Raw genomic sequence first — 20890 nt, forward strand, 5'->3', positions numbered from 1 at the left:
GTTCCTCCTGGAGGATCGGTGGTGGGGGCGGGGGCTCAGAACTGGGATCGCAGCACGGCGATCCGCTGTTCGACGCCGAGCGGGGCGAGCTCCGCGGCGTCGGTCCGCCGGACGGCGACGAAGGCGTCGACGGCCGCGTCGCCGAGCCAGGTGCGCAGGAGGGCAGACTCCTCCACCTGGCGCAGGGCGGTTTCGAGGTCGCCCGGCAGCGACCGGACACCGGGATCGACGAGACCCCGGTCCGCGGCCTCGCCGGGGTCGGCCGAGATCGGGGGCGGCGGCACCGCCTTGCGGTCGAGGCCGTCCAGCGCGAGGGCCAGCATGGCGGCGGCCGCGAGATAGGGATTGCAGGTCGCGTCGGCGATCTTCAGCTCCACGTTGGCGGCGGCGTCACGTGCCGACCGCGTGCCGGGGATGTACCGGACGGCGCACTCCCGGTTCTCGACGCCCCAGGCCGCGTAGGCGCCGGACCAGTGTCCGGGTGCCAGCCGCTCGTAGCTGATGGCGCTCGGCGCGAAGAGCCCGGTCGCGGCCGGAAGGTTCTCGACGAGGCCGGCGACCATGGCCGCTCCCGCCTCGGGGGGCATGATGCCGTCGGGGGACGCGAAGATGTTCCGTTCGGAGTCGCGTGCCGAGAAGTGGATGTGGCAGCCGTTGCCGATTCCCCCCGTGCTGGTCACCGGGCTGAAGGAAACGTGCAGCCCGTGGCGGCGGCCGACGCGGTGGGCGACGATGCGGGTCAGGACCTGCCGGTCGGCCGATTTCAGCGGGGTCGTGGGGCGGACCGAGAACTCGACCTGGCCGTCGCCGTACTCGGGATGGACGAGCTCGGGTTCCGCTCCGCAGGCCGTCAGGGCGGCGGAGAGGTCGAGCATGAAGTCCTCCAGTTCGAGGAGCGCGTTCACGCTGAAGGGCGGGCCCTCGTGTGCGGGGCCGTTCGGTCCGCTCGCCGTGAACTCGAGCTCGAAGGACATCTTGAGCTCGAGTCCGCGGTCGCGGCCGAGTTCCTCGTGCCGACGCAGGATCGCCCGCTGGCACGTGGCCACCGGCTCCTGTTCCTGGGTGAACTGGTAGACGGGGGCCCACCACAGCCCTTTGCCGGCGTCGATGCACGCCGCGGCCGAGAGGTCCGGGATCAGGCGCATGTCGCCCGACGGCCCGCCGAAGTCCTTGGTCGAGGTCATCCGGCCGCTCACGCCCATCACGGCGAAGAGCGACGACAGGCCGAATCCGCTGGAGGCGACGGAGGCGATGCGCTCGGCGGGAACGAGCTTCGCGCGGATGGCGCCAGAGTTGTCGACCACCGTCGCGACCAGCGCCTTCGCGCCTTGGGCGATCAGCTCGTCGGCGAGGCCGGTGTTGGCGTCACTGGACCAGGTCATTCATGGCTCCTGAGGATGGCAGGAAGGGTGCGGAGGACGGCAGCGCGCGAAGCCGGTCGACTGCGCCGAGGTAGCCGGCCAGCATCGAACGGACGACCGCGTCGATGTCGCCCTCCGAGGGGAGGAAGGACGGGTGGTGCAGACCGGGTCCCGACGGCCCGGGGCCGGCACCGGTGAAGATCATCAACGAGGGGTAGTGCGGGCAGTAGTTGGCGAAGTCGTCCGCGCCGCAGCTGCGCAGCTCGGTGCCCAGTTCGAGGCCGGCCGCGGCCAGCCTGGGCAGGGTGTGACGGACGAGGTCCGCGTCGTTGAGGAGGACCGGATCACCGAAGTCGATCCGGGCGTCGGCGGAGCACCTGTGCGCGGCGCACACCTGATCGGCGACCTTGACGATCGCGGAGGCCAGCTCGGTCCGCTCCGCCTCGTCGAAGGTTCGCAGCGTGCCGGTGAGCGTGACCTCGGCGGGGACGACGTTGGGCGACTCCCCGCCGTGGATGCTGCCGATGGTGAGGACCGTCGGGTTCATCGGGTCGGCCCATCGTGACACCAGCGTCTGCAGCGTACTGATCAGGTGGGCGGCCGCGACGACGGGATCGGCGGTCCTGTGCGGGTAGGCGGCGTGCCCCGGACGCCCGGTGACCGTGATCGTCACGGTGTCCGCGGCCGCGTTCACCGGCCCCGCGACGGCCGAGACCTCTCCGCGGGGAAGCATCGGCTGCACGTGGACGCCGACCATCGCCGCGATCTCGTGACCGTCGAGGACACCCTGCGCCAGGACGTCGACGGCGCCGGAGGGAACCTGCTCCTCGCGCGGTTGCAGGACCAGGACCAGCGGCACCGCGCCCGGTGTCGCGTGCACGGCGCGGGCCAGCGCCACGCCCGCGGCCATATGCACGTCATGGCCGCAGGCGTGCATGGCGCCGTTGCGCGACGCCCACGGAGCATCCGTCCTCTCACGCACCGGCAGCGCGTCGAGCTCGACTCTCAGTCCGATGGCGTGGCCGCTCCGCGCCCCCGCGCGAGCGATCCCGACGTGGCCGGGGAAGCGCCAGGACGGGATGCCGTCGAGGGCCCGGACCAGCGTCTCGAGCGTCGGCCCCTCCTCACCGCTGACCCGCGGCTCGCGGTGCAGGGTCCGGCGCAGCTCGACGGCGCGCGGAAGCTCCTCGGCGACACGGCCGCGGAGCGCGGTTTCCGGGTCCGGGGGCGCGCTCACCTCTCGCCGAGCCCGTAGACGCGCCGCGCGTTGCCGTGGGCCGCCCAGGTGACGTACTTCTCGGCGTCCGTCCCGGACATCAGGCCCTCGGCCACCCACTCTCCGAACAGGGCGCCGACCTCACGACGCCACTGTGCCGCGCCGGCGCAGTAGAGCTCCGGAAGGCCGAAGGCGTCGCTGGAGAACACCATCTTGTGGAACGGGGTCAGTTCGAAGGACTCGCGCACGACCGCGCGGGCGCGCCATCCCGTGTAGTTCAGGATCACGCCCGTGTCGACGTACACATGCGGGTAGACGTGGGCGAGGAAGCCCGCCTCCCGCACGAACGGATAGTTGTGCAGCAGCATGATGCTCGCCCCCGAGGTGCGGGTCCGCCGGATGAACTCGGTCATCCGGGACGGGTCGCAGCGCGGCAGGACGATGTCGGAGTCCCCGAACCCGACATGGAACTGGATCGGCTTGGCCAGGGCCACCGCACGGTGCAGCGCGTGGCGCATCAGGACGGGGTCGCTGACGCGCACCGGCGCACCGCCGGCGATCTCCCTCAGCCATCGGCCCGCGGCCGCCGTCACCTCCGCGGCCGTGGGAACGTCCGGGTCGAAGTCCAGGCCGAAGCGGTAGGCGATGACGGACTTGTAGCCGAGGGCCCACTGGTCCGCGCCGGCCAGGGCGGCGTCGAAGTCCTCGATGAAGGTGCCGGCGCCGGCCCCCCGCGCGACGTCCTCGAGAACGGTCTCCAGGCGGACGATGTGCCCGCTGCGGGCGCCGTTGACACCGGCGAGCTCTTCGGGCGTGACGATGGCGTCGGCGCGGAAGCCGGTGTCGACGAGGAAGGTCCCGATGCCCGTGCTCCGCATGAGGCGACGGGTCACCTCGTCCTGTCCCAACTGCTCGCGCCGGTCCCAGTACTCCTCGCCGCCGCAGTTCACCGGGAGGTCGAGCAGCGGCGCGCAGAAGTGCCGGAACGTCAGTCCGACCTGGGAGTCGAAGACCGAGCAGGTGTCGTCGGGCCAGTCCGACTCGGTCGCGAGTATCTCGAAGGTGTCGCGCGTGACCGAGTCCCTCATGACCCCGTGGCAGTGGTGGTCCACCAGGGGGACGCTCCGGACGAGCGCGTCGAGTGCGGTGCTCATCAGCCTTGTTCCTTTCTCTTCGCACGTCTCTTCTTGGCGGGTTCGGGAGTGTCGTCCCCGACCGGACCGGCGGTTTCCCGGGGCTCCTCACCGGGGCCGGACAGCGGAACGCCGTACTCGTCCCAGAGGGCGTCCGACCTGCGCATGCGCTCCTCGGTCGCCGAGCCGAGCCTCTCGAAGAGGGCGGCGGTGAGCGCCTCGACCAGCGACTGCAGCGGGACGAGGGAGTCGAACGGCCCCAGCGTCTGCACCGGGATCACCAGCATCTTGGCCGCGCAGGCCACGAGCGGGCTCATCCACGGGTCGGTGATGACGACGACGGTGGCGCCGAGTTCCGCCGCACGCTCGCCGAACGAGATGACGCTGCGCTGGTAGCGGCGCAGGTCGGAGAGGATCAGCACGTCGCCGTGCTTCAGGTCGAGCAGGAAGCGGACCTGCTCGTGGTCCTCGGCGAGGAGGTGGACCGAGGGCCGGACAGCCTGCAGATCGAGCGCGAAGGCACTCACCGTGTGCCGCGACGACCGGCCGCCCGCGATGTAGATCCGGCGCTTGGGGTCCGCGAGCAGGCCGATCACACCGTCGAACTGATCGGCGTCGACCGTCGCGCTCAGCCGCGCCGGGGCGCCGGCGAACAGCGCGTCGGCGCGCGCCAGCACGTGCTCGTCCGCTCCGGGGGCCGTCTGGGGGGAGAGCAGCAACGGTGAGGCGGTCCGGCCCGCCATGTCGCGCCACACCGCCTGCCGCAGTTCGGGGTAGCCGCTGTATCCGAGACGCCTCGCCAGCCGCAGGACCGTCGGCGCGCTCACCGCGGCGGCCTGGGCGAGATCGCCGATGCTCTGGTGCGCGGCGAAGGGGTACTCGGCGAGGAGCTCCCGGGCGACGCGGCGTTCAGCCGGCGGAATCGTCGGAAGGATCCGCGCGAGCTCATCGAATACGGAGCGCTCTGTCATGTAACGCAACTTACACGAGCCCGTAAATGTGGCGCAAGGTGTTACAAAAATTTACTCCGCCGGGCTCTCCCGCCGCACGGCCCCGCACCCACCCCGCCTCCGCCGGCCCCGACCGCGCCGCTCCGACCCTTCCGCGGGGCCCCCCTCCCGGACCCGCGAGGGCATCCGGGACCGGCGTGCGGCTCCCGGCTCCGCCCGCGCCGGGGAAGCGGGCCGGCGGCGGCCGGGGTCCGAGATCCGGGGCCGAGCGGCTTGTAATCCCTCTTGTGCCAATCTGCTTGTAATGCAAACCTACGTGCATGGCAGACATGTCGGTGCCCTCAGCGGACACCCCCCAAGCGCTCCTGGCCACGGCCCGTGAACTCACCCGCCGAGTACGCGAGGCCCACCGCGGCACCTGGCTCCCGCTGCTCCTGCTCGGCCTCGTGACCCTCGCCGCGGTGCCCGTCTATCGCTACGGTCCCCGCTCCATGGCCTGCGGGCCGTCCATGCCGGTGGGTGACTCCGGCGTCGCGTTCTGCACCGAGTACACCGCCCACGCCTTCGTCTACTGGCCGATCGCCCTCGTACTGGCCTATGCGGTCATCTGCGGCTTCTACATGCTCAGGTCCCGCCGACGCGGCATCGGCACCCGCGTCCGGTCCTACGTCGTCGTGGGCATCGTCCTCGGCCTGGCGCTCACCTTCGCCTCGTTGTGGGCGGTGCGCCACCCGCTGCTCCAGGAAGTCAGCGTCAACGGCGTCCTCCTCGCGGGGAGCGCCCCGGAGGTCCAGTTCCTCTACCACGTGGCGAACCCGGCCGTCGCCATCGCACTGGGCCTGGTGGTGCTGGCCCGGGCGGAGCGGAGCTGGGCGCTGCTCGCCTTCGCGCTCGCGTACCTGGCGATCGTGCTGCGACCGCGTGACCTCGGCCAGTTCGTCGCGGCCTCGTCGGTCTGGGCCGACCTGCCCCTCCTCGTCGTCAACGGCGGCGTGCTGCTGCTCGGCGCCGTCGGATTCGCCCTGCTCAAGCGGCGCTCGGCATGACCCATCCCGCCAACGGACTCGACGACGTCGTGCACCAGAGGGTCAGGCTGGGCATCCTGACGATCGCCCACGAGGCCCGACGTGTGGAGTTCGGCTTCCTGCGCAACACCCTCGGGCTGACGTCCGGCAATCTCAGCCGGCATCTGACCGTGCTCGAAAAGGCCGGACTCGTGGAGATCGAGAAGGGCTACGAGGGAAAGCGCGCCCGTACCTGGGTCAACCTCACCCTCGCCGGGGAGAAGGCTCTCCGGGAGGAGATCAACCAGCTCAAACAGCTCATCCAGCAGGTGGAACACGCCGCCGGCCGAAGGGGTCTCCGCCCGACCTGACTCCGAGGGTCCGCGCATCCTCGCAGCGACGGCATCCGATGCTCCGGTCGTGAGCCGCTGCCCGAGCCGGCCCTTCGCCGGCGGTGCCGGCGGCCCGCGGTCGTGTGCCGCGCGCGACCGAGGGACCGGGCCGAGGCATGCGCAACGGATCCGGGACAAAAGCCGGGGGCGGAGTTCCCCGTCCGGGCGCACGGCGCAAGCCTCCCGGCCCGCGCCGGAGAACGCGGCCCCTCCGCTGCACCGCTGCGCGCCCGGGCGGGCGTTCGCCGCCGCCGGCCGCCTGCTGGGACATGGCGGCGGTGCCGACCCGCGCGGCCCGCCGGCCCATCCGTCCCCGGGCAGGAGACCGCGGCCGGCCGATCCTGCCGGCGGGCGTCCGTTCGGACGGAGAGCCGCGACAGGCCGGTTCCCCGGTACGGGGGCACGAGGGCCCCCGCCGTGCCGTGTGGGGGTCGCTTGCTCATCCGGGGCACGGACCGGTCGTGGATCCGTGCCGGGCATCGGACTGCGCCGTGCCCGGCAGCCTCGGCTCGTGGAAGACCCGTGGGAGACCTTCACCCCGCACACCAACGACAAGGGTGCTCACCCGGCGCTGCGCTCCGAGGCCAACGGCCTCTGTGTGTCCGCGGAGTTCCACGACACGGGCACCCGCTTCGGCATGCTCCGGGCCCGCCGGAGCGGCGCCATCGGCAACTGGGAACAATTCCGGGCGAACAGCCACCGCGGGCGGCAACACGCCGGACTGCCTCTTCGCCCCGGCCACTGCGACCTGACTCGCCTGCGGACCCGGCACCGCCAACCCCTCCGACCACCGTCCCCTCCACGGCCGGGTGAGACCGCCCGCCCGGTACTGAGGCCGACGCCTTCGCCACGTCGGGCGCGAAGACCGCGTTTTGCCCGCGCGCCCGTGGTGACTCGACTGGACGAACCCCATGCAGCGAGGTGAGAAACATGCTGGCGCTTGGTCTTCTGCTCATGGCGTGCGCCGCTGCCTTCGCAGGTCTCCTGATCGCGTACAACCTGTCCGGTGGTCCGGATTACACCGTGACCCTGCTCGGGAGCACTCCGTTCACGATCAACACGCTCGGTGCGTTCCTCGGCGGTATCGCCCTGACGCTGATCTTCGGCCTGGGTATGTGGATGCTCATGGCCGGGATGGCGCTGGCGCGGCACCGCCGCCAGAAGGGCCGCCAACACCGTGAGACCGCCAGGCAGGCCACGGCGGAGCGCGACATGATGGCCGACCGTCTCGACGAACGGGGCGGCAGCACGGCGGACGAGGTGGCGGGACACCGCCGGCCCGCCATGCACCGACCGCAGTGGAGGCGCTCACACGGGCACTGACAGGGCGCGAGGGCCCGCCGCGGGCGAGGATCCCCGCCACGCCTCGCCCGCAACGCGCACGGAATACGCGCGCGTTGCGGGCCGCGGCGCGGGATGCGCGGGCGGACGGTGCCCGGCGGAGCGGCCGAGGGACCGGGTCCGCGGGACCGGTCGGATCAGCCCCCGCTCTTGCGCCGGAACGACCGCTGGCTCGCGGCCGGGCCGTGCGCGGCGCGCACCTTCGAGGCGTCCGGGTTGGCGGCGACATCGGCGGCCTCCGCCTGGGCGCCGCGCTTGCGCGCCAGCGCCTCGCGGAACTTGGCCTTGAGGTCGTAGTTGCCGTCGCCGTCCGGCGCCACGGCGGGCGTCTCGGCGGGCGTCTCGGAGGCGGCCGGCTCCGAACCTTCCGTGGGTACGGGCTCTGCGGTCATGGTGACCTCCTGAGTTGGGGGGTTGGGGCAAGCACAGCTTGCCATGCCGGGAGCAGTGCGAGGCACCGGCACATCGTCCCGCTCCGTTTCAGCGGACGTTCCCGCTCACGGCCGGGGGTGTTCGTTCGTGTGCGGGGCGGCACGGGACGGACTCCGGGCGGGGCCGGGGGTGTCGCTCCGACGGCGAGGAGATACGCCGACGGCGCGATCGCTGTCAGCCGTTGCGGCGCACGAGGGCGGCCTTGCGGGCGTCGGCGAGCTTGCGGGCCTCCGCCGACCTGCGGGACTTGCCGCCGGCACCGCGGGAGGTGTCCTTGCTGGTGCCGAGGCCGCGGAAGGGAGCGTTGGTGTTCTTGGGCCGGGGTACGGCGGGTCCGCCGTCGAGCGGAATGCCGGACGGAGCCTTGGCGCCCGTGATGCGGCTCAGCTCCGCCTCACCCGAGCGCACCTTGGTGACGGTCGCCGAGATGCCCGCCGCGGCCAGCATGCCGCTCGTCTCGCGGCGCCGGGCCGACGTCACGAGTGTGACCACGCTGCCGGACTCACCGGCGCGGGCGGTGCGGCCCGCCCGGTGCACATAGTCCTTGGGGTCGGTGGGCGGGTCGACGTTGACCACGAGATCGAGGTCGTCGACGTGCAGGCCACGGGCCGCGACATTGGTCGCCACCAGCGCGGTGACCTGGCCGTTCCTGAACTGCGCCAGGGTCCGCGCGCGCTGTGGCTGGGACTTGCCGCTGTGCAGGGCCCCGGCGCGCACGCCACCGGCCCGCAGATGGCGGGTGAGCTGGTCGACGGCGTGCTTGGTGTCGAGGAACAGCATGACGCGGCCGTCGCGGGCGGCGATCTCCGTGGTGACGGCGTAGAGGTCCGGACCGTGGACGAGCAGAACATGGTGTTCCATCGTCGCGACCGCGCCCGCGGACGGGTCGACCGAGTGGACGACGGGGTCCTGGAGGTGGCGGCGGACCAGCAGGTCGACATCGCGGTCGAGAGTGGCCGAGAAGAGCATCCGCTGACCGTCGGGGCGCACCTGGTCGAGCGCTTCGGTGACCTGCGGCAGGAATCCCAGGTCGCACATCTGGTCGGCCTCGTCCAGCACGGTGATCCGCACCCGTCCCAGACGGCAGGCGTTGCGCCCGATCAGGTCGTGCAGACGTCCGGGGGTGGCGACGACCACCTCGGCGCCCTCGCGCAGCGCGGTGATCTGCCGGCCGATCGACATCCCGCCGACGACCGCGGCCATCCGCAGCCGCAGCGCCTCGGCGTACGGCGTCAGCGCCTGGGTGACCTGCTGGGCCAGTTCCCGGGTGGGTACGAGGATCAGGGCGAGGGGCTGCTTGGGTTCGGCACGCCGCCCGGCCGTGCGGGTCAGCAGCGGCAGGCCGAAGGCGAGCGTCTTGCCCGATCCGGTGCGTCCGCGCCCCAGGACGTCGCGCCCCTTCAGGGCGTCGGGCAGTGTGGCGGCCTGGATCGGGAAGGGTTCGCTCACCCCGAGTCCGTCCAGTGTGCGCAGCACCTCCGCGGGCAGTCCCAGATCGGCGAAGGAGACGGCCGACGCCGAAGTCGGGTTCCCGGGCCGGGCGGGACCGCCGTGGGCGGTGCCGGAGTCATCGGTGTGCTTCATGAACAGCCTTCCGCAGGGGAACGTACCGAGGAAGGCCCGGCAGGAGGGTCAGCCCGCGCACGAGCGGAACCGAACGGACGGAATCGCCCACCGCGACGACCACGCAAACGAGTGAGAGTAACACGGGGCGCGCCATCGCGCCCCGACGGGGATCGTGCCCCGACGGGGATCGCGCCTCCCTCGTAGGCTCCCGAAGCAGCACACCCTCGGAGGCCCGGCGCCCGTCCGGTCCACCGCGGCGGGACCGACCGGTGGTGCGCTTCGGCCGTCACACGGTGGGGGTGGACCCGGCCTCCCACGCGTGCGGGGAGTAGAGGGCGTCACGGTCCGTTGAGGGCTGCCCGCGGAGGACGGGGCACTTCCTCCGGTCGCGGTGCGGGGAGTCCCGCCCCGGCCGGAGCGCCGCCCGCCCTCGCAGGAGAACGGCGCCATCGGATCGCCCGCTCGTCGGGTACGCCACGGCCGGCAGCGGGACCCCGGCGCCGGTCGAGCTCCGCGGACTTCCGCCGGCCGCCACCATGCGCATCCGGCCCGGGGGTTCCCCGTCGGCCTCCCCGATGCCCTCCGCTCACCACCGGACGGTACCGGCCGCCCCGTCGGGCTCGATCTCGTCACTCGTGGGCCTCGCCGGGAGCGGTCGCGACGGCACACAGAGTGTGGAGGCACCCTCCCGCACGCCGGGGCCCGACCCCGCTCCCCCAACCCAGCGCGAGGGAGCCCGCACCCGGTGCGCCCCGGGTGCGGGCTCCCTCGGACTCGGCCCACCGGGCCCACCCGGCCCTCCGTGAACCGGCGCCGATGACTCAGTGCGCGACGACCGGCACCTTCACCTCGGCGTCGGAGTCCGCGCCGGAGCCCGCGACCTCGCCCGCCCCGGAGCCCGGACGGCCCGCGTCGATCAGGACGAAGGCGATCACGGCAGCCGCCGCCAGGATGCCGACCGCCCACCAGATGGCCGACGTGTACCCCTCGACCATGCCCTGGAGCCGGAGCATCCCCTGCGCCTCCGGGGTGGTCGCGCCCGCCGCGTGCCCCGTCAGGTACGCGGTGGTCGCCGAGGCGGCGATCGTGTTCAGCAGGGCCGTGCCGATGGCGCCGCCGACCTGCTGCGAGGTGTTGACCATCGCGGAGGCCACCCCCGCGTCCTTCGGGTCCACCCCGAGGGTCGCCAGCGACATGGCCGGCATGAACGCCGTACCCATGCCCAGACCGAGGAGGAGCTGAGCGGGCATGATCAGGGCGGCGTACGAACTGCCGGTCTCCAGCCGCGTCAGCAGCAGCATGGCGACCGCGGCCGCGAAGAAGCCCGAGGCCATCAGCAGGCGCGGGCGGACACGGGTCATCAGGCGCACGCCGATCTGCGTGGAGCCGACGATCATGCCTCCGGCCATCGGGAGGAACGCGAAGCCCGTACGGAGCGGTGTGTACCCCTTCACGACCTGGAGGTAGTACGTCAGGAAGAGGAAGAGGCCGAACATGCCGATGACCGCGAGGCCCAGCGACAGATAGACACCGCCCCGGTTGCGGTCGGTCAGGACGCGCAGCGGGAGCAGCGGCGACTTCACCCTCGCCTCGACGAGCACGAAGGCGAGGAGCAGGACGGCCGATCCGGCGAACAGGCCGACCGTGCCGCTGTCGCTCCAGCCCTCGGACTCGGCGCGGGTGAAGCCGTACACGAGCGCGACCAGGCCGAGGGTGGAGAGGACCACGCCGGGGACGTCGAGCGCGGCGCGGTTGCGCCCGCCCGCGGGCTCCCGGACGACGAGGTACGCACCCACGGCCGCGACCACGGCGAACGGGATGTTGACGAAGAAGGTCCAGCGCCAGTCGAGGTACTCGGTGAGGAATCCGCCGAGGACCAGGCCCACGGCGCCGCCGGCACCGGCGATCGCGCCGTAGATGCCGAACGCCTTGGCGCGTTCCCTGGCGTCGGTGAAGGTCACGGCGAGCAGCGAGAGCGCGGCGGGCGCGAGGAGCGCGCCGAAGGCGCCCTGGAGCGCCCGGGAGCCGAACATCATGGCCTCGCCGTTCGCGGCACCGCCGAGGGCGGAGGCGGCGGCGAAGCCGATGAGCCCGACGACGAAGGTGCGCTTGCGGCCCCAGAGGTCCGCGATGCGCCCGCCGAAGAGGAGCAGTCCGCCGAAGGTGAGGGCGTAGGCGGTGATGACCCACTGCCGGTTGCCGTCCGATATGCCCAGATCCGTCTGGGCGGAGGGGAGGGCGATGTTCACAATCGTCGAGTCCAGGACGACCATCAGCTGGGCGAGGGCGATGAAGACGAGCGCCTTCCAGCGACCCGGGTCGGGTCGGGTCGTGACGCTCTCGGGCGTTTTCGGCATGGGTGAAGCCACCTCTTGGTTCGTACTGCTGGAAAAGGGACGTCTCGAAAAATCGGGTGGGTGCGGGCCGGGTCTCCGGGGAGCGGGGCCCCGGGGTGCCTCAGGCGGCCGGGTCCTCAGGGAACCGGATCACGGACGGGCGGGCCCCGGACGACCTCTCCCGAAGGGAGAGGTCGTCCGGGGAGACCCTCCGGAACCATCAGGACAACGGGCAGGATTCGTGTCTCAGATCCTCCAAGGTCACGGCCGAGCCCGGGAGTTCGGAGCGGGCGGGGGCCTCCAGGCCGTCGAGGAACAACTGGAGATGGCGGTGCACGAAGCGGTCGAACCGGCCGCAGGACACGCCCGGCAGCGGGCGGGCGAGCTGGGCGAGCGCCACCATCAGATCCCCGACGCCGACATCCGCGCGCAGCCGCCCGGCCTCGTGGGCGCGGTCGAAGAGCCTCTGCACGGCCCGTTCGAACCGCTCCCGGCCGGCGGTCAGCTCGGGGTGCTCCTTGTCGAAGGTGCCGTCGAGCATCGGGCACAGGGCGCCGACGCGCTCCTCCACGGCGCCGTGGGTGAAGCGGCGGATCGCGGCGAAGGAGTCGGCCTCCTCCTCCGCGGCCCGGTCGGCGAGCGCGGTGACGCGCTCGGTGAGCGAGAGCACCACCTCGTGGACGAGACGGGCCCGCTCGGGGAAGTTGCGGTAGAGGGTGGCGTTCCCGACGCCCGCCCGGCGCGCGATCTCGTCGTACGGCACATGGGGGCCGGACTCGACGAACATCTCCCGCGCCGCGGTCACGAGCCGCTCGCGGTTGCGCAGGGCGTCGGCGCGGGGCCGGTGCGCACGGGCGGGCGCGGCCGAGGGGTCCGGCACGGCTTCGGGCGCGGCACCGGCTACGGCACCGGGAAGGGCGGTCACGCCATGACCTCCTGGAATCACGGGGAGTATCCGGGGAGGGATTCCCCGCTTCATTCGACGCAGCTTCAAACGGGGAGAAGGGCCCCGGTTATTTCCCGACCTCCGTATGCCGTGCGTCACATGCGTCTGAGCGGTCTGGCGCTGACCGGCGTCACCCGCCCGTCCCGGAGGACTCGCGGCCGCCCTCGTCCCCCAAGCCGCCCTCGTCCCCAAGGCGCCGCGACACACCCGCGTGACGGGCGGCGGTGCCCGCGCCGCCGGGTGCGCACGCCTCCGGCCGGGGCCTTGTCCGGGCAACCGGGCACCGGGCTCCCGCCCACGTCACCGTGGTGATCTGCCTGTCGTGGCCGTCAGCGGCGGGCCGCTTCGCGCAGGTGCCGGCGCAGTTGCGCGCGCAGTCGCGGCAGGGGGGCGCTCGCGCCGAGCCCCCGCAGGAAGTCGGCGGCCTTCCAGGTGATCAGGCCGCCCTGGCGGGAGAGGTAGAGGCCCACCTGGTCGATGCCGAACCGGTCGTCGTAGTCCAGCAGGAGGTATCCGGCGAGCTGGTAGATCTCCTCACGGCCCAGTCGCCGGGGGTCCTTGGTCGCTTTGCAGTCCAGCAGCAGACCGCCGAGGACGCAGTCCGCGTCGGCGCCGCCGATGTCCTGGCTGCCGGCGAAGACCGGACCGCACACGCGGGCCCTCGGCGGCAGGGCCCGGAAGGCGGCAAACGGACCGTCGGCGAGACGCATCTGCTGCGCGATGTCGGTCACGGCGTACCCGGGGACCCCGGCGACGAGGTCGTTCAGGGTCGTGCCGGGACCGGCGGAACCGAGCATGCTGAAGCGGCGGATCTCACCGGTGCGGGCGATGTCCTCGAAGAAGCCGGCCACGAAGCACAGGCGGATCAGCCCGTTCTCGTCCGGGCGGCGGGAACCGGCCAGGTGGGTCTCGACGGTGGCGAGCAGTTCCCGGCCCGCCGTGTGAAGGGCCCGGCGCGCCCCGCCCGCCGGTGCGCCGGGCAGCGGTGCGGTCCCGTCGAGGAGCATGACGCCGGAGACGACGGCCGGTCCGAGCCGGCCGCCGAGGCTGAGCCGGAGGCGGTAGTCGACGGCGTGGCCGAGGGCCGACCAGTTCGGGTACTGCACGTCGATCGGCTGCACGGGGTGCGGCAGGCCCACGATGCGCGCCTGGTAGTCACGGGCCAGGTTCTCGCTGCGGGGCAGGTGGCGGGCCATGAACCGCGAGACCGGCGAGGAGTCGTACTTCAGCTGCCCGGTCAGGCTCAGCTCGATCATCGGCCGACCGCCCACCGTGCCGTCCCGGCCGGAGTCGGCCGTGGCCTTCTCGTAGGCGTCGATCCACGCGATGCCCTCGGTGTCGAGCAGACGGCGGGCGCGGGTGACCGCGACGTAGATCAGGCGGGCCTCGCTCACGTTGAGCGCGCGCTGCAGACCCTGGTCGTCCACCGACGGGGCCATGAACCCCTTGCCGATGCGTACCGACGGCCATTCCCGTCCCTTGGCCTTGTGCGCGGTGGAGACGGTGGCCCGGGCCTGGTCCTCCGGACTGAGGCGGTCCACCGCGGCGATGATCTGGTCCGGGCCGTAGGTGTCGACCAGTTGCACGATCGCCTTGAGGTCCTGGCCCGCCTTGTCCTGTTCGGCGTACTCCTGCACCTCGTCCCAGGAGGTGAACAGGAACAGCTCCGGGTGGCTGGTGCGGCGGCCCGCCCTGAGTTCGAGCGCGGCGTTGGCGATGCGCTGCAGTGCGCTGCCACCGCCGGTCAGGGCCACCGGGACGCCGAGTTCCAGGTGGGACAGGACTTCCCTCATCGCGTCCACGTTGCCCCGGCACAGCACCGCATCGGGCCCCGGCACCGGGCCGACGCGGGAGCCGGAACCGTGGCCGGTCAGCCGCATCTCCGAGTCGGCGTGCTCCAGCCACCGGTTGGCCACCTCGGCGATGGCCGGGCCGAACCGGAAGGACCGGGTCAGACAGAGCTGCTGGGCCGGGAAGCCGGTCATCACGTCGCGCGCGTTGCGCCAGCCGTAGATCTGCTGGGCCGGATCCCCGACGCACACCCGCTGCGCGTCCTGGGCGAGGAAGACCTCCTCAAGTACGGGATTGGTGTCCTGGGCCTCGTCCAGCAGGACGAAGTCCACCCCGAGCCGCGGGGCGGTCATGGCCCACAGCTTCATGTAGTGGTCGTGCTCGAACCGCAGTCGGCCCTCGGACGAGCAGATGTCCTCCCACGCCCGGTGCGCGTAGGGCAGCAGGGTGCGGGCGAGATGGTCCTGGCCGGGGCCGTCGAGGCCGTTGACCGGTTCCATGTGGCGGGCCATGACCTGCCGGTCGGTGGTGTAGCAGAACTTGCGCACCATGCCCATCACCAGTCGTGCGGCGTGAGTGACCTTGATCTGGCGGGAGTTGACGTCGAGGTCACGGGTGATGCCGAGCAGGCGGGCGGTGTGCTTGGCCGGGATCCGCGCCGAGGCGTTCAGACGCTCGCGGTAGTGGTGGCCGACAGCCCTGAAGGCCAGGGAGTGCGCGGTGCGGCACTCCACGTTGGGCCCGAACCGCCTGCGGGCGTCATCCGCGATCGCCCGGTTGAACGCCACGTACAGTCCCCGTCCGCGGGTCGCGGCTCCCATCAGGACCAGGGTGGACGTCTTGCCCGTCCCGGCGCCCGCTATCAGCGCCAGATCCCCGCCGGAGGCGAAGACCTCCCGGGCGGCCTGCTGCTCCTTCGTCGGCTCCACAGCCATGGATTCCTCTCTGGGAAGCGCGGCTTCATGTACCGCAGCCCCAGAGGCTGGAGCAATGGCTGACGCCCCGTCAACACAAGGAGCACGCCGGGTATCCGTTTCCGGCCGGGGCGGGCGGCGGACCGGCGCGCGGCCGGGCCCGTGAACGCCGGCGGGCGGCCCGGGAGGGCTCTCGCGCACCCGACCCCCGCCCCTCCCCCGGGTCGGCGTCGCTCACGGGCCCGGCAAGGTACACCGGCCATCGGCCGGTCCGCACCGCCGATCGGAGTACACCGCACGGGTATTCGGGGTGTTTCCGGCGGGAACACGCGCCGACGGGCCGTCCGGGGGTCCCACGAGCGGGTTCCCTCGGTCCATGAACACCCTCATGGCAGCCGCCGACACCGGTCTGAAGATCGACTGGACGCGCATGCCCACCTACAACACCATCATGTCCCTCGCCGCCGGAGCCGGACTGCTGCTGGTCGTGGCACTCGGGTTCCGGCTGGTCAACGGGCACACCATCGTCTCGGAGAGCTGGGCCCTCGCCTTCGGGGTCCTGGGGATCATCCTGTTCTCCACCGGTCTCCACATGACCCTGACCTGGCCCCTCGCCGGGCAGGGCTTCCCCTTCGACAACATCATCTTCGGTGAGCCCTCCCTCGCCTTCGGCACCCTGCTGCTGGCCGCCTCCCTCTTCCTCTGGAAGCGCGGCGCCCAGTTCGACGCCACCCCCGACCGTGAGCGGACCGCCGCCGTCCTCAGCGGTCCGGTCTCCGTCTTCGTCTTCGGCCTGGGCCTGGCCTGCCTCGGAATCGCCGCCGCCGGGTGGAAGTACACCCTCTTCGCCGCGCCTCCGGAGGAGCCCATCTCCGGGGAGTTCGCCGACCACCCCATGCTGGAGGCGAGCTTCATGTCGGGGCTCTACGTCCTCGTCGGCGTCGGCGCCCTCGTCTTCCCCGCCCTCCTGCACCGGCGCGGCAAGGCCGCCACCTGGATCGTCGGCGTCTGCTGGACCCTCAGCGGCATCGCGTTCCTCGGGTTCGGCGCGCTGAACTACTTCACCCACATCGGTCTCATCGTCAACACCATGTAGTCCCGGGACCGGCGCCGGCGGGTCACTGCTCCCCGGCCAGGCGGCGCCGTTCGAGGTGGATGCCGGTGAAGACCGCCACCTTCGCGCGCAGCACCCACGGGTCGAAGGGCTTGCCCACGTAGTCGACGGCGCCCACCGCGTATCCGCGGGCGCAGTGCCCGGGGTCGGTGCCCATGGCGGTGAGGAAGATGATGGGCACATCACGGGTGCGGGGGCGCCGTTTGATGTGCGCGGCGGTCTCGTAGCCGTCCATGTCGGGCATCTGGACGTCCATGATGATCACGGCGAAGTCGTCGTGGTCCAGCAGGGCCCGCAGGGCCTCGCGGCCGGAGGCGACGGCGACCAGTTCCTGGTCGAGGGTGGACAGCACGGCGGTCATGGCCAGCAGGTTGTCCGGCTGGTCGTCGACGATGAGGACCTTGGGCATGGCCCGGGGCGCCACCGGTTCCACGGCCGCGACGGTCTGGGCCTGCTCCACCGCCTCCAGTTGCCGCTCCAGCAGGGTGCAGCGCTCCTCGGCGTCGTCGCGCTGCCTGCGGGCGTCGCTGAGCTGGGCGGAGAGCCGGGTGACCTCGTCGTGCAGCCGGTCGCGCTCCCGGAGCAGTTCGGAGACGTCGGGGCCGGCGGCGGCCAGGCGCTCCGCCCGCTCCCGCTGCGCGCTCCACCGCGCCTCCAGCTGGTTCAGGCGCACCTCCAGATCGGCGATGCGGTGCTTGCGGTCCAGCAGTGCGTCGCCCAGCGCGTCGCCCCGGGCGCTGGACCGTCGGGAGACCCGGTCGGCCTCGGCGAGCTGCTGCTCCAGCACCTCCACGGCGTGCCGGGGCGAGCCGCTCGCCTCCACGGCCGCCCGGTGCAGTCGGCGCACCAGTTCCATGGCCTCCGGGGTCACGGCCACGCCCCGGTCCTCGGAAACGTCGGTGAACAGGTCCGTCACCACCTCCCAGGGCGGCACCCGGGTGCCGTTGAGGTAGCGGGAGAAGGTGCCCGCGTCCCGGGTGCGGCGGGCGGCGTAGCGGCGGACCGAGATGCCCATGCCCTCGAAGAGTTCCCGCAGCGCCGTGGCGAGGGCCCGGGACTCCGCCGTCAGGTCACCGGCGAGGGGACGCAGTTCACCCACGGCCGCCCCCGGTCTCCGCGTCCGACCCGCACACGGCCGGGCGGTCCCCCGGCGCGCGGTCCGGGGCGATCGCCCGGTGGGGCACCGGGACCGCGGCGCCCGCGGCGGCGAGCCCGGCGAGCACCCCGCCCGCCGGGCCGTGTCCGGCGGGCGCCGCCGGCCGACCGGCCCGCACCCCAGCCCGGACCACGAGTAACAGCACCGGTGCCGTCCGCACCGACACCAGGGAACCTTCCATCAGGGCCTGCCCTCCTCACTCCGGCCGGCACCGGCCGGGACGGCGCGCCCCGGACGGGCACGCTCGGTGATGAGAGACACCATGGCCCCTGGTGATCCCGTTGCGCCGGGCAACCGGTGAACCGGCAACATCCCCGGCCCGTTGCCGTCCCGCGCGGCGGTCCGGCAACACTCCCGTCCCGCAGGTCACCGCCGGTACGGGGCCGGGGTGTTGCGGCAACACCCGGGCCACCGTGGGCGGGACGCCGCGGCCCGTCCGGCGGGGGATCCGGTCGCCCGGCGGTGGCACCCCGCGGGCGACGCCTCCGAGGTGCCCGGAACTCCGGGCGGCACCGGTGGGACGCGGTGACCGCCGGGAGGAGACGGGGCGTCACCCGGTGGGGGCGGTACCCGGCGGAACCTGGACGCGTGCCGGACAGGCCCGGACAGCGTGTCGGGACGCGCGGGCCCCTCCGGCCGGAGCGGCGGGCCTAGGGTCGCGTGATGCGTCCGATGCCGTCGGCCGACATGGTCGGTCTGATCTCCTTCCTCGCGGTGCTGCTGATCTTCTTCAGCATCGACGTGCGCTCACGGGACCGTCCGGGTACCGGTCCGTGGCACGCGCGCCTGTTCTCCTGGGCCTCCCGGATCGGCGGGGTCTCCGCCGCCCTGTCGCTGACCCTGGGGTGGGTGGACCTCTTCCTCCCGGACGAGAACCGGCTGATCCATGTCGCGTTCGTGGCCGTTCCCGGTACGGCGGCGGTGCTGTGCGCGATCGTGCTGGGCCTGGAGATGCTCTGGCAGCGGGACCCCTCCGGGGACGGAGGCGGGGACGGGGTCGGAGGCAGGGACGGCTGAGGGGCCGGGGCGCTCCGCGCGGTTCCGCCGGCGCCCGCCCCGGCGGAACCGCGCGGGCCGGCGCGCACCGGCGGAACCGTCGGAGACGCGTACGGCGGAGCCGCGCCCCGGAGCACCGGGCGGGGCGCGGCAGGTGTGCGGCGGGGCTACTTCCCGGCGCAGGGGGTGCAGCAGGAGGGCGCCGGGGTGACGCAGACGGAGACGCTGTCGGTGTTGTCGGAGGTGTCGGGGTCCTTCTCGCGGGCGGTGACGGTGGCGGAGTTGGTGACGAGGCCGGTCCGGGTGGCCTTGGCCCGCAGCACGAGGGTGGCGGAGGCCCCGTCGGTGAGGTCGCCCACGTTCCACCGGTCGGTGGCCGGGTCGTAGGTGCCGCTCGCGGTGTCGGCGGACAGGAGGACGAGGCCCTCGGGGAGCCGGTCGGTGACGGTGACCCCGGTGGCACCGTTCGGCCCCGCGTTGCGGACCGTGACGCGGTAGGTGACGGTCTGGCCGACGGTGACGGTGGTCGCGTCGGCCGCCTTGGCGACACTCAGGTCGGCGGCGGGCCTGACCCGGGTGGTCCGGGTCTCGGAGGTGGCCGTCAGGGGCTGCGGCACCGTGCCGAGGCGGTTCTCGTAGGAGGCGGTGGCCGTGTTGCTGACCTCCCGGCCCGCGGCGGAGCGGTCGATGGTGACCCGGTACTCGGCCGTGGTGCCCGCCGGGAGGGTCTCGGTGCTGGGCAGGCTGCCGCCCTCGGCGGCGGTCGCACCGTTGCCCAGCCGGAACACCACCTTGCGCCCGGCGGCGTCGTAGTAGGCCTGGTCGTCGCCCTGGGCGTCGGTCTTGGGACCGGCGTTGGGGCCGTCGACGATCCGCAGGGAGCCCGGCAGATACGTGGTCCCGGCGGGCACGGCGTCGGTGAGGACGAGGTTCTCGGCCGCGCCGCCGCCCTCGTTCCTGGCGGTGACGCGGTAGGTGACGACGTCCCCGATCTCCAGCGGCCCGGCGGGGATCGCGCTCTTGTCGAGGACGAGGTGGGGGGCGGTGCCGAAGAAGATGCCGTCCAGGAAGTTGCCGATGCCCTGGTTGCCGCCGGCGGCGGAGACGGAGCGGAAGGCGAAGCGGGTCAGGTTCTGGCCCGCCGGGACGGTGTAGGTGCCGGTGTAGTGGCCCCAGGCGTTCTTGCCGTCGGTGAAGCGGCGCTGTTCGACGGCCGCGCCCGGTGCGCCGATGTCCAGGGCCATGGTGTCGTCGCCAAGCCGGCCGCGGTGGTACAGCCGCCAGTAGAGCGTGCTGCCCGGGGTGGTGGGCAGGTCCTGGTAGAGCGTGGAGACCTGGTTGGCGTTCAGCTCGGCGAACTGGGCGCCGACGGCCGACGGCACGCCCTGGAAGCCCGAGCGCCACAGCTCGATCATGTGGTCGGTGGCGGTGGTGAGCCAGCCCGGGACCCTCTTGGCGGCCTGGGTCTGGGAGGAGTCGGGGAGGATCTCCACCCCGGTGACGGCGGGCTCCTCGAAGCCGCCGTTGGCCAGGGTGACGCGCAGCGGAACGGAAGGAGGTGTGGTCATGGGTCTTCCCCCTGTGATGCGAGGCTGCTGGATGGGCCCGGCGGTCCGCTGTGTCCGTACGTGTGCCGACGCGGGCCCGGTACGCGTCGAAGGGCACCGCATCCGCGTGGGAAGGTGAAGGAGGGGTGGTACGCAACCGGCCAGAAGTGCGCCGGTGGGTTTGCCCCCGCGGTTCCCCACGGCGCCCGCCCGCCGTGCGCTCCGGCGCGGGCGGGCGCGTCGCATCCGCCCCACCTGTCCTCTCCCGCCCCCGGCGTACGCGACGGTCCTGACCGGACACCCCCTGCGCTCCAGGTTCCGTTCACCCTTTCCGCAGGTGAATCAATCGCCCCGGTGTTGACGCGCGGGACGGCGAGAGGAGCGGCCTGGAGGGGTGGGCGGATCGTCGTGGGTTCCCGCCGCGCGCCGTCCGTCGCCGCGCGGAACCCCGGGGGACGGTGCTTCACCGCCGGATGGCTCACGGCCGTACGGGGAAGCGGCGCGCGGCCGGGCGACGAGCCGGACGGGACCGGACGGGACCGGACGGGACCGGACGGACCCGCTGGAGGGACGGCAGGCGGGACGAGCAGGGACGGCGCGGGGCGCGGATCCGCCCGCGCAAAGGCACCCCGGCCGGGAGCGGCACGGGGCGTGGGACTCCCCCGCGCGGTCGTGCGGAGGGAGTCGGGGCCCGT

16 protein-coding genes are annotated in these 20890 nt (G+C 72.9%); 5 read left to right on the top strand and 11 right to left on the bottom strand.

Features of this window, described 5'->3' with window-relative positions; translation table 11 throughout:
• Positions 1 to 35: 35 nt before the first annotated feature.
• Genes ACZ7LB_RS26875 through ACZ7LB_RS26890 form a run of 4 tightly spaced genes read right to left on the bottom strand, consistent with a single transcriptional unit; the run spans position 36 to position 4681 of the window.
• Entirely contained in the window at positions 36 to 1382 is a 1347-nt protein-coding gene (locus ACZ7LB_RS26875; RefSeq protein WP_471471799.1) for a type I glutamate--ammonia ligase, read from the bottom strand.
• Positions 1366 to 2598 (bottom strand): M20 metallopeptidase family protein, encoded by a 1233-nt coding sequence (locus ACZ7LB_RS26880; RefSeq protein ID WP_471471800.1) that lies wholly within the window; start codon positions 2596 to 2598, stop codon positions 1366 to 1368. The genes ACZ7LB_RS26875 and ACZ7LB_RS26880 overlap by 17 nt, the downstream gene beginning before the upstream one ends.
• Positions 2595 to 3731: an amidohydrolase family protein gene (locus ACZ7LB_RS26885; protein ID WP_471471801.1), complete on the bottom strand. Its 1137-nt coding sequence runs from the start codon at positions 3729 to 3731 to the stop codon at positions 2595 to 2597. The genes ACZ7LB_RS26880 and ACZ7LB_RS26885 overlap by 4 nt, the downstream gene beginning before the upstream one ends.
• Positions 3731 to 4681 carry a MurR/RpiR family transcriptional regulator gene (locus tag ACZ7LB_RS26890; protein ID WP_471471802.1) on the bottom strand — a complete coding sequence of 317 codons (951 nt, stop codon included), beginning with the start codon at positions 4679 to 4681 and terminating at the stop codon, positions 3731 to 3733. Before ACZ7LB_RS26890 ends, ACZ7LB_RS26885 begins: the two co-directional genes overlap by 1 nt.
• Positions 4682 to 4980: 299 nt before the next feature.
• Here ACZ7LB_RS26890 and ACZ7LB_RS26895 point away from each other — a divergent pair, with 299 nt between their 5' ends.
• From ACZ7LB_RS26895 to ACZ7LB_RS26905, 3 genes are all read left to right on the top strand, one after another.
• A complete protein-coding gene (locus tag ACZ7LB_RS26895; protein ID WP_471471803.1) occupies positions 4981 to 5706 on the top strand; it encodes a hypothetical protein in 726 nt (241 codons plus the stop codon).
• Positions 5703 to 6035: a transcriptional regulator gene (locus ACZ7LB_RS26900; protein ID WP_471471804.1), complete on the top strand. Its 333-nt coding sequence runs from the start codon at positions 5703 to 5705 to the stop codon at positions 6033 to 6035. Before ACZ7LB_RS26895 ends, ACZ7LB_RS26900 begins: the two co-directional genes overlap by 4 nt.
• A 951-nt stretch (positions 6036 to 6986) precedes the next feature.
• Positions 6987 to 7379, top strand: a complete 393-nt coding sequence (locus tag ACZ7LB_RS26905; protein WP_471471805.1) for a hypothetical protein — start codon at positions 6987 to 6989, stop codon at positions 7377 to 7379.
• 155 nt (positions 7380 to 7534) lie between these two features.
• Here ACZ7LB_RS26905 and ACZ7LB_RS26910 read toward each other — a convergent pair whose 3' ends face one another.
• The 5 genes from ACZ7LB_RS26910 to ACZ7LB_RS26930 all read right to left on the bottom strand — a co-directional run bounded on the left by ACZ7LB_RS26910 (position 7535) and on the right by ACZ7LB_RS26930 (position 15403).
• The gene (locus tag ACZ7LB_RS26910; protein WP_471471806.1) at positions 7535 to 7789 is read right to left on the bottom strand and encodes a DUF5302 domain-containing protein; all 255 of its coding nucleotides are present in this window, start codon (positions 7787 to 7789) and stop codon (positions 7535 to 7537) included.
• Positions 7790 to 8003: 214 nt separating this feature from the next.
• Positions 8004 to 9413 (bottom strand): DEAD/DEAH box helicase, encoded by a 1410-nt coding sequence (locus ACZ7LB_RS26915; RefSeq protein WP_471471807.1) that lies wholly within the window; start codon positions 9411 to 9413, stop codon positions 8004 to 8006.
• A gap of 803 nt (positions 9414 to 10216) precedes the next feature.
• Entirely contained in the window at positions 10217 to 11752 is a 1536-nt protein-coding gene (locus ACZ7LB_RS26920) for an MFS transporter (protein ID WP_471471808.1), read from the bottom strand.
• Positions 11753 to 11951: 199 nt separating this feature from the next.
• Positions 11952 to 12656: a TetR/AcrR family transcriptional regulator gene (locus ACZ7LB_RS26925; RefSeq protein WP_471471809.1), complete on the bottom strand. Its 705-nt coding sequence runs from the start codon at positions 12654 to 12656 to the stop codon at positions 11952 to 11954.
• Positions 12657 to 13006: 350 nt separating this feature from the next.
• Entirely contained in the window at positions 13007 to 15403 is a 2397-nt protein-coding gene (locus ACZ7LB_RS26930) for a UvrD-helicase domain-containing protein (protein WP_471471810.1), read from the bottom strand.
• A gap of 355 nt (positions 15404 to 15758) precedes the next feature.
• Here ACZ7LB_RS26930 and ACZ7LB_RS26935 point away from each other — a divergent pair, with 355 nt between their 5' ends.
• The gene (locus ACZ7LB_RS26935; RefSeq protein WP_471471811.1) at positions 15759 to 16478 is read left to right on the top strand and encodes a DUF981 family protein; all 720 of its coding nucleotides are present in this window, start codon (positions 15759 to 15761) and stop codon (positions 16476 to 16478) included.
• A 22-nt stretch (positions 16479 to 16500) separates the two neighbouring features.
• Here the strand turns inward: ACZ7LB_RS26935 and ACZ7LB_RS26940 are convergent, their stop codons facing one another.
• Positions 16501 to 17595 (bottom strand): response regulator, encoded by a 1095-nt coding sequence (locus tag ACZ7LB_RS26940; protein WP_471471812.1) that lies wholly within the window; start codon positions 17593 to 17595, stop codon positions 16501 to 16503.
• Positions 17596 to 18315: 720 nt separating this feature from the next.
• Here ACZ7LB_RS26940 and ACZ7LB_RS26945 point away from each other — a divergent pair.
• Positions 18316 to 18669, top strand: a complete 354-nt coding sequence (locus tag ACZ7LB_RS26945) for a hypothetical protein (protein WP_471471813.1) — start codon at positions 18316 to 18318, stop codon at positions 18667 to 18669.
• 146 nt (positions 18670 to 18815) lie between these two features.
• Here the strand turns inward: ACZ7LB_RS26945 and ACZ7LB_RS26950 are convergent, their stop codons facing one another.
• Positions 18816 to 20216, bottom strand: a complete 1401-nt coding sequence (locus ACZ7LB_RS26950; RefSeq protein WP_471471814.1) for a DUF7507 domain-containing protein — start codon at positions 20214 to 20216, stop codon at positions 18816 to 18818.
• Between the last annotated feature and the right edge of the window lie 674 nt (positions 20217 to 20890).

The organism is Streptomyces sp. NPDC107521 (assembly GCF_055598485.1).

Excerpts from the sequence above, each read along its gene's own strand:
- ACZ7LB_RS26875 (WP_471471799.1), bottom strand. The coding sequence starts at position 1,382 with ATGACCTGGTCCAGTGACGCCAACACCGGCCTCGCCGACGAGCTGATC.
- ACZ7LB_RS26885 (WP_471471801.1), bottom strand. The coding sequence starts at position 3,731 with ATGAGCACCGCACTCGACGCGCTCGTCCGGAGCGTCCCCCTGGTGGAC.
- ACZ7LB_RS26890 (WP_471471802.1), bottom strand. The coding sequence starts at position 4,681 with ATGACAGAGCGCTCCGTATTCGATGAGCTCGCGCGGATCCTTCCGACG.
- ACZ7LB_RS26895 (WP_471471803.1), top strand. The coding sequence starts at position 4,981 with ATGGCAGACATGTCGGTGCCCTCAGCGGACACCCCCCAAGCGCTCCTG.
- ACZ7LB_RS26900 (WP_471471804.1), top strand. The coding sequence starts at position 5,703 with ATGACCCATCCCGCCAACGGACTCGACGACGTCGTGCACCAGAGGGTC.
- ACZ7LB_RS26905 (WP_471471805.1), top strand. The coding sequence starts at position 6,987 with ATGCTGGCGCTTGGTCTTCTGCTCATGGCGTGCGCCGCTGCCTTCGCA.
- ACZ7LB_RS26910 (WP_471471806.1), bottom strand. The coding sequence starts at position 7,789 with ATGACCGCAGAGCCCGTACCCACGGAAGGTTCGGAGCCGGCCGCCTCC.
- ACZ7LB_RS26915 (WP_471471807.1), bottom strand. The coding sequence starts at position 9,413 with ATGAAGCACACCGATGACTCCGGCACCGCCCACGGCGGTCCCGCCCGG.
- ACZ7LB_RS26920 (WP_471471808.1), bottom strand. The coding sequence starts at position 11,752 with ATGCCGAAAACGCCCGAGAGCGTCACGACCCGACCCGACCCGGGTCGC.
- ACZ7LB_RS26930 (WP_471471810.1), bottom strand. The coding sequence starts at position 15,403 with ATGGCTGTGGAGCCGACGAAGGAGCAGCAGGCCGCCCGGGAGGTCTTC.
- ACZ7LB_RS26935 (WP_471471811.1), top strand. The coding sequence starts at position 15,759 with ATGAACACCCTCATGGCAGCCGCCGACACCGGTCTGAAGATCGACTGG.
- ACZ7LB_RS26945 (WP_471471813.1), top strand. The coding sequence starts at position 18,316 with ATGCGTCCGATGCCGTCGGCCGACATGGTCGGTCTGATCTCCTTCCTC.
- ACZ7LB_RS26950 (WP_471471814.1), bottom strand. The coding sequence starts at position 20,216 with ATGACCACACCTCCTTCCGTTCCGCTGCGCGTCACCCTGGCCAACGGC.